Source organism: Microbacterium tenebrionis, from assembly GCF_020682665.1.
Lineage (GTDB): Bacteria > Actinomycetota > Actinomycetes > Actinomycetales > Microbacteriaceae > Microbacterium > Microbacterium tenebrionis.
The window spans coordinates 1-7,171 of sequence record NZ_JAGTTM010000010.1 but is presented as its reverse complement, the minus strand read 5'-3'; the positions used below and the strand labels follow the sequence as shown (position 1 = coordinate 7,171).

At 63.5% G+C, this 7,171-nt stretch carries 8 protein-coding genes; 3 read left to right on the top strand and 5 right to left on the bottom strand.

The window, feature by feature from the left end; translation table 11 throughout:
- Nucleotides 1-118 precede the first annotated feature (118 nt).
- The 5 genes from tcmP to KEC56_RS13710 form a co-directional block, all read right to left on the bottom strand.
- Nucleotides 119-1,357, bottom strand: a complete 1,239-nt coding sequence (gene tcmP / locus KEC56_RS13730) for a three-Cys-motif partner protein TcmP (protein ID WP_227531388.1) — start codon at nucleotides 1,355-1,357, stop codon at nucleotides 119-121.
- Between the two features lie 145 nt (nucleotides 1,358-1,502).
- Nucleotides 1,503-1,949, bottom strand: a complete 447-nt coding sequence (locus tag KEC56_RS13725; RefSeq protein ID WP_227531387.1) for a hypothetical protein — start codon at nucleotides 1,947-1,949, stop codon at nucleotides 1,503-1,505.
- 338 nt (nucleotides 1,950-2,287) lie between these two features.
- Complete coding sequence (locus KEC56_RS13720) at nucleotides 2,288-2,788, bottom strand: tetratricopeptide repeat protein (protein ID WP_227531386.1); 501 nt, start codon at nucleotides 2,786-2,788, stop codon at nucleotides 2,288-2,290.
- A gap of 153 nt (nucleotides 2,789-2,941) precedes the next feature.
- Nucleotides 2,942-3,310, bottom strand: coding sequence for a nuclear transport factor 2 family protein (locus tag KEC56_RS13715; RefSeq protein ID WP_227531385.1), 369 nt, complete (start codon nucleotides 3,308-3,310; stop codon nucleotides 2,942-2,944).
- Complete coding sequence (locus KEC56_RS13710) at nucleotides 3,307-3,783, bottom strand: carboxymuconolactone decarboxylase family protein (RefSeq protein ID WP_227531384.1); 477 nt, start codon at nucleotides 3,781-3,783, stop codon at nucleotides 3,307-3,309. The genes KEC56_RS13715 and KEC56_RS13710 overlap by 4 nt, the downstream gene beginning before the upstream one ends.
- 86 nt (nucleotides 3,784-3,869) lie before the next feature.
- On the opposite strand from KEC56_RS13710, the gene KEC56_RS13705 reads away from it, so the two are divergent.
- From KEC56_RS13705 to KEC56_RS13695, 3 genes are all read left to right on the top strand, one after another.
- Nucleotides 3,870-4,799: a LysR family transcriptional regulator gene (locus tag KEC56_RS13705; protein ID WP_227531383.1), complete on the top strand. Its 930-nt coding sequence runs from the start codon at nucleotides 3,870-3,872 to the stop codon at nucleotides 4,797-4,799.
- Nucleotides 4,800-5,774: 975 nt separating this feature from the next.
- A complete protein-coding gene (locus KEC56_RS13700; protein WP_227531382.1) occupies nucleotides 5,775-6,200 on the top strand; it encodes a hypothetical protein in 426 nt (141 codons plus the stop codon).
- An 83-nt stretch (nucleotides 6,201-6,283) separates the two neighbouring features.
- Entirely contained in the window at nucleotides 6,284-6,853 is a 570-nt protein-coding gene (locus KEC56_RS13695; protein WP_175988789.1) for a DUF3515 family protein, read from the top strand.
- Nucleotides 6,854-7,171: the final 318 nt, after the last annotated feature.

Below are 7,171 nucleotides of genomic sequence, written 5' to 3'. Positions count from 1 at the left end.
ACCGAGGAGCCAGTGGACGACCGGGATGCGACGCCCGGAGCTCAACCCTGCCCACGACACGCCACCGCACACCGACCACGCCAGCCCGGCCCACCCAAAGCTCATCGGTGGATCGAGGCTAAGAGGCAGGCGACTCTGCTCGCACGATCCGGGCATGCTGCATCTTCTGCGCCGGGTCTCGGCGAAGCGCCACGCCGTTCGCGGCGAGACGATCCCACGCGGCGCGAAGGTGCTTCTCACCTGCCAGGCCCAGCGCATCGCCGTAGATCGCCTTGATGTCAGAGTCCCTGCTCAATGACAACTCAGCGCGGGAACGGAGGAGCACGCGGATGTTCCTAGCGACATCGTTGCAGAGCCGCTCTCTGAGTGCCTTCTCGTCGTGGGCGAACTGCTCTTCAAACGCTTCCTCGGTATAGTCCTCGCCGAGCAGCGCGTCAGCGTACATCACCCCATTGCGACGAGCTTCCGCACGCATGTTGAACTCACGCCACTTCGCATGCCCAAGGCTGGACGCGTCTGCGAATTTGTAGGCGGCATAGCCGCTCCGGTAGAAGAGCGTCAGTTGGAAGAGCGGCACATGCCCCTCTGCGCGCCGCACGTCTACGGCAAAAGAGTCATACCCCGTGTCCTTCTTCACCTTGGCACGGAAGTGCGACGCAACCTCCAGAGCCGCGGCCGTAGCCGACCCTTCCACAGACTTTCTGAAGGTCCCGAGAAACACCTCCCTCCACTCGTCCTGCCCGAGGAACGCATCGAGCCGCTGGAGCGTTCGGGAATCAGCCGACGTGAGGTTCTCGCCGCGTCCGAGGATCCCACCGATGCGCGAGAGCGAAGTGACGTGAAGGTTGAGGAGGACTTCATTCTTAGGCGCCATGCGAGCAAGAACGCTTCGTCGCATGAGATCGTACGGCAGCGCAGTTCCGTACGGGTCGAGAAACGTCAGCGCTGGGTCGGCGCCCATCTCACCGACGACTCCGGCCAGTTCGCTCTGCACCGCTCCGTGAATTACTCGCGCCCGCACGTCTTTGTGATGGGAGACGAAGCCTTCCAACGAGCGCACATGGTCCTTATCCTGCTCGATGAAGACGCAGCGCAGGCGTCGGGGTGGGGTTCTTGAGGCCACGAACCGCGCGACGCCGAGCGCGACGGCAGGGGAACCGTCCTGGCCCTCGCTGTCGCCGCCCTCTTCGGGTGCATACTGTCCGGGCCCGGCATAGCCGTCGACGAACCATGCCTGGAACTTCGAGTTGGCGCCCGCCGTCATCATCGTGAACGGAATCAGGTAGTTCTTGAGCACCGCATGCTTCAGCACAGCCGCTGACTGCTTTCGTGACCAGAACTCATCGTGGTTCGTCATGGGCCCGCTCTCCGTGACACTTCACCTGTCGACCCGATTCTTGCCTAGGTTGCCTCTAAGCCATGCGACCACGCGCAGCTCAGGGCGAAGAAGATGATCTGGTGTGGAGCCGATGGAGCACGCTCTCCGCGCCCTTCGACCGCACTCATTCCGAATCGTTCGGGAAGTCGATCCAGGCCCGCCCGCTCGGAAATCCACGGGTAGCGTTGCGTCGTACAGTAATGACGCCACTCTTCTCGAGAGCCGTAAGTATGGGTCTCACATGGGTCTCCCGATACGGAGTCTCGAGGATCGTATGCCATTCGATCTCGTCGATCGAAATGGCGGACCGGCCAGCGAAGACGCTCAGCAATTCGGCTCGCAACGGCTCTGTGTCTGGTGCCGGGTCGAAAAGAACCTCTACGCCGTGCAGGCGGTCCTGAAAGACTGATCCGCCACCGGGGTCCGCTTTCCACATCGCGGCCTTCATGAGCTTCACTCCCTCGCGGTGATGGGTTCCATGCACGAGGTAATACGAAACATTGCCCGTGTGATTCGTCATTGCGAACGAACGAACGTACTCGAATCCGCCCACCTCCTTGAGCTGGGCCATGTACACGTCGCGAAGGTGCTCGACGCGCTTGTGTGCCTGTCGTCTCGACCGACCCGAAAGGCGATCACTGGGGAGTCCGATCCAGGGCAGCGGTCTGGGCGGAGCGTCCGACCTACGACACCGAAGGTCGGCGAACCTGCGCGGCTGGCTGTGATTCTCGCAGGCATCGGTCTCCGGCCCATCGAAAGAGATGGCGGCGACGATGGAACGAGCGAACCCGGACGATCTGAAGGCGTTGCGTCGATAGATCGCAAAACTATCAGCGCCTGCCTCTTTGCGTCGCACCGGCGCATCTGGGGGTTCACGATCCTCGCCCGGCCCCGTCCCGCTATGCCCGGCTACGCGTCAAGTGATGCGAGGTACTCCGCGTTGCCGCGCATCGCCGGCTTGTACCGCTCGAGCGACTCGGCGTGGACGTGATCTGCGAGCAGAGCGAGCAGACTTCCCAGAGCCGCGCTCACGTGTCCCTGCGCGTGAAGTGTCAACGCTTCGAAGGCGCCGAGCGCCACGTCGTCCGGGAACTCTTCGCGAGCCGCGCGGAATACCTCCGCCGACTCGTCGAGCTCGCCGAGGTTGCGCAGCGTGGACCCGTACTGCAGGAAGCACCGGCGGCGAATGTCGCCGTGGAGTCCGTTCTCGAGCGCGCGCCGGTAATACCCGCGAGCCTCGGCTTCTTCGCCCGCGGTGTCGAAGGCGCCGCCGACTTCGTAGAGCACGCGCGGATCGTGCGGGTGCTCCTCCAGGATCGGGCGAAGCGCTGCGATCGTCGGCGCCATATTCTGGCGGTCTCGCTCCTGGAAGATCCGGTCGAGCTCAGCGTTGAGTTCGTCGTTTGACATCGTGGTTCCCTTCACGGGTGCTGGGCCGGTGCTGAAGGCACGATACAGGCGGCTGGTGACTCAGACGGCGGCGTCCACGGCGCGTCGTCACCGGGAGCGCCCCGAGTGCGGATCACGAGTCGAAGCGGCTGCATGTCCGGAGCGCCTGACCGTTCAGCGAGTCAGTGGTCGCGGATCGAAGGTCACTCGGATCCGGGTGATGAGTCCGTCCTCGACATGACTCCAGTTGGCGGTGGGGATTGTGACTTCCCCGCTGATGAGATCGAACCAGGTGATGGCGTCCGTCTCCTCGACGACTCGCATCTGGAGCACCAGATCGGTCATGACGGTCTTCGCCATTCCCTCGAGACCGGCGACGCACTCATCGGCGCCGTTCGCTGCGCCCATCACTCCGACGAAGGTCACGTCGGGATGCAGGACGGAGCGCACGCGCGCAAAGTCACCCGCGCGCCACGCGTCGAAGTACGTGCTGACCACAGCGCGCGTCTGCTCCGTCTGCGCCGCCTCTGCCCGGATGCTCACAGCGACGGAGTCCAGGCCCGCGTGGTGACGCCGACGGCGTTCCAGGCGTTGATGGTCACGATCAACGCGACCAGGGCTCCCAGCTCAGCCGGACCGAACTCGGCGGCCGCGTCCCGCCAATCGGCGTCAGGAACATGACCTTCTGCCGCGAGGGTGACGCTCTCCGTGAGCGCCAGCGCAGCTCGTTCCCGTCGCGTGAAGAAGGGCGATTCGCGCCAGACGCTCACCGCCAGCAGGCGCGCGACCTGCTCGCCCCCACTCAATGCGTCCTTCGAGTGCTCGGACACGCAGTACGCGCATCCGTTCAGCTGGGAGGCGCGGAGCCGGATCATCTCGCGCATGAGCGGGTCGATCGCGGCCGAGTCGAGTTCCTTCGTCGTCGCGGCGTCGAGTTGGGCGAGTGTGCGGGAGAACAAGGGAGCGACGGTGTCGATGTCGAGTCGGCTCGGAATGCCGACGAGTGTTGAATTCATGGGGGCGTCCTTTCCACCTCGAGCCTCCCGCACCCGCCACATATTCGTCCAACATCTGAGTGCGAACTGATCTAGCATTCTGAGTTATGGAACTGCATCGGCTGAGATATCTGCTTGCGATCGTCGATGAAGGGTCGGTCACGGAAGCCGCCAGAAGACTGCAGGTCGCTCAGTCAGGGGTGAGCAGCCAGCTCGCGAAGCTCGAGCGAGAGCTAGGCGTCGCCATCTTCCGACGGGTCGGGCGCGGCGTAGTCCTCACCGAGGAAGGACGCGCTCTCGTACCCGCGGTGCGCAACGCCGTGCACGCAGTCGACGCGGTGACAGCATCTGCCGCCGACCTACGCGGTCTCGTCACCGGCTCGCTCACCGTGGGGACCGTCGCGAACCTGATCTGGCCGCCTCTGTTCGAAGCGATCGGCGAGCTTCATTCCCGGCATCCGGGGATCGACCTGCACCTGACCGAGGCGACATCCCACGCGCTGCTGACCGCAGTACGCCGGGGCGAGGCCGACGTCGCCATCGCGACGTGGGCTGAGAAGGAGCCTTCTGATCTCAACCGGCACCTCGTCGTGGATGACCCGCTCGTCGCCGTCGTCAGCGCGACCCATCCGTGGGCCGCACGATCGACCATCAAGCCGGTCGAACTCACCGGTATGGATGTGATCAGCCTCGAACAGGGAACGGGATCACGCGACGCGCTGGACGCCATGATGAGGCGCGCCGCACTCTCGATCGTTCCCCGATGGGAGGTGGCAGGCCCGTCGTTCGTCAAGGAGCTCGCAGGTCGCGGGCTCGGTGTCGCGATCGTCAGCGAGACGACCGCATCGACATGGGGGCTCAGCTGCATCCCCCTCGCCGACGACGAAGCGCGATCCCGTCTAGGGATCGTGTGGCGACAAGAGCCAAGCGCCGCTGCACGCGCATTCCTGATACAACTCCGCGGCAGAGCCGACGATCCTTCTCAGCGACGTCTCGAGCTCGGCAGCGTGCCCGGCACCCGCCGCGGACGGAGGTGAAGATCACGCTCCCGAGCTCGCCGACCTTCCGTGGACGGCGGCCCATCAGGCCGCGCCCTTGTTCGCCGTCGGAGCGATCGGGGGTCAGCGCGTTGATCCAGTAGAAGCGTCAGCCTCGCAATACCGCGCGTGCTCGCCAAACTTTGATGCGAGTAGGCCCGTCTCGGTGATCCGCCACGCTTCGAGGATCCGTTTGGATACCTGCAGGATCTCGCGGCCTCATCAGCCGTGAGCAGTCGAGTGATCGCGATGTCCGTCATGCCGAGCACATACCTGGTGCCAACCGAATCGTAATCGCTCGTACGAACGAGTAACACCTGCGCAGCAGGATTGCGATCGACCTCGTTTTCGGCAATGAACGGACAAAGCTCATCGGCGACGAAGCGACCGTATCCGACGCAACAGCCCCCGAGATCCGCGTGATTCCGCGGTTCTTCGGGGGTTTCATTCTGTAGCAGGAGCGGGGCTTGAACCCGCGACCTCACGCTAATGGCGCGAGGTCCTCTTTCCACCTGATAACCCTGATTCTATGGCACCAACTCGCTGTTCCTACGAGTTCCTACGGGTATGTACACGGTCACAAAGTGGATTTGCGGACACAAAACGGACGACTTTCTGAGAACTGTCCAGGCTCAGATCCGGTAGTCGTGGTTGAGGACCACGCGGCCCGTTCGATCGCCCAGCGAGCATCGTCCAGAAGTGGAGGCATGGCGGCGATGCGGCCTTCTGCTCGACGTAGGAGGGCCGGGCGGAGGCGTCATTTCGCGCTTCGACCCAGTCCGGTGAGCATCACGATCCTGCCAGGTCACCCCCGCACGCAGGCTCCTAGCGATCTGGTCTTTGATGGCGGTGTCGACGCTGCGACCTCATCAACGGATGTCGCGAAGCTCTCGGCGAAGGTGAAGCGTCGATCTAGCACCCAACCTTGCCTCGCTTTGCCGATGAGGTGATGTCGGCGCCGATAGGCTAGTCAAGATGGTTACTAGTCTCACCGTGCGTCAAGCAAAGGTGAAAGATCATCAGGGACTGATAATGAACATCATTCTCAGTCTCGCGGTGATCGTCTTGCTTGCTTTCGGTGTGGCCTCCACGGTCCACATGGAGCGCAGCAGCGATGAGCTGCCATCAACTGCAGCGCAGTCGAGCATCGTTAGTGCTGATCGGGGACTTCTGGCTAGCAATGACGCGGCTCCTGAAGCGGTCGGTGGCGCTGCACTGTGCCTTGCAGGAGCGCTGTTCAGCTTCGTGATGCTCTGGCGGATCCTCACAGGCCCGACGCTCATCGGATGCACGCGTGGGCGCGGCCGCGAGCTGATGCGCGACATGACTCAGTTTTCACGCTCGACACGTTTTCGGGGTCTTCGACCGTCATTGACGCAACTGGCGCTGTCCCGGACCTGATTCTCTGAGCCGTCTTACGAACCTCTCGCAGGCATTCCCCGAGAGATCCGTTGCCGTGCCGATGCCACACTTGGAGAACCTCGATGCCACGTCCTGATGCCCAGCCCACCCCGATTAAGGCCACCCCACACCCGCGTTCACCGCGAGGCATTGCCGTGTTCGCAAGCACCTTGGTTGTTCTCCTTCTCGTCGGAGGGTGCGCGCCAACCGTCGAGCTGAAGCCTGCTGACCATGCGAACGCCCCGGAGTGTGCGGATCTTACGGTCCGTCTACCGGATGTTATCGGCGAGCTTCCCACCCGAACGACGGACGCGCAGGCGACGGCTGCGTGGGGCGACCCCACGGCCGTGGTCGTCAGATGCGGGCTCGAATCGCCCGCTCCCACCACGTTGCAGTGCGTCACCATCGGGGCGGTGGACTGGATCATCGATGACTCCGACTCCCCGAATCTGCGCATGACGACCTATGGGCGAGAACCGGCGGCTCAGGTTTATGTCGACACCACCCGACTCTCGGCGGACAAGGCACTGGAGGCCCTTGCACCAGCAATGCAGAAGCTGCCCAAGACGGGAGCGTGCACCGCTCCTGATATTGATACGGACACGATGTCGGCCCCGCAGGCTCTACCCGATGAAACCGAGAGCCGTTCGTGAAGCCGGCGAGCTTGCGAATGGCAGGGCCCGCGATCCTGATCGCCGCGGGAGCTTTCACTCTGGTTGTCTGTTTGATCATCGGTGGCGGTGCGGCGCCTCGGGTAACCAGCGATCCAGGGGCTCTGGTTCGTTGGGGGCTGCCGACTGCCAAGCTCTTCGTGAACTTGTCCGCCGCAGTCATGTCGGGTTCTGCCGTAGTAGTGCCCCTTAAAGTGGTGTAGCCCTCGGTGACCGGCTCGTCGCTCCTGACGTAAGCGCGGCCACCGTGTGATCCTTCGAGAAGTCTCTTACCTCCACTCGAAAGGCATCATCACGATG

What these genes read in the sequence shown, in the direction of transcription:
- KEC56_RS13725 (WP_227531387.1), bottom strand. Translation starts at nt 1,949, where the DNA reads ATGGCCCAGCTCAAGGAGGTGGGCGGATTCGAGTACGTTCGTTCGTTC.
- KEC56_RS13700 (WP_227531382.1), top strand. Translation starts at nt 5,775, where the DNA reads ATGGTTACTAGTCTCACCGTGCGTCAAGCAAAGGTGAAAGATCATCAG.
- KEC56_RS13710 (WP_227531384.1), bottom strand. Translation starts at nt 3,783, where the DNA reads ATGAATTCAACACTCGTCGGCATTCCGAGCCGACTCGACATCGACACC.
- KEC56_RS13695 (WP_175988789.1), top strand. Translation starts at nt 6,284, where the DNA reads ATGCCACGTCCTGATGCCCAGCCCACCCCGATTAAGGCCACCCCACAC.
- KEC56_RS13705 (WP_227531383.1), top strand. Translation starts at nt 3,870, where the DNA reads ATGGAACTGCATCGGCTGAGATATCTGCTTGCGATCGTCGATGAAGGG.
- KEC56_RS13720 (WP_227531386.1), bottom strand. Translation starts at nt 2,788, where the DNA reads ATGTCAAACGACGAACTCAACGCTGAGCTCGACCGGATCTTCCAGGAG.
- tcmP (WP_227531388.1), bottom strand. Translation starts at nt 1,357, where the DNA reads ATGACGAACCACGATGAGTTCTGGTCACGAAAGCAGTCAGCGGCTGTG.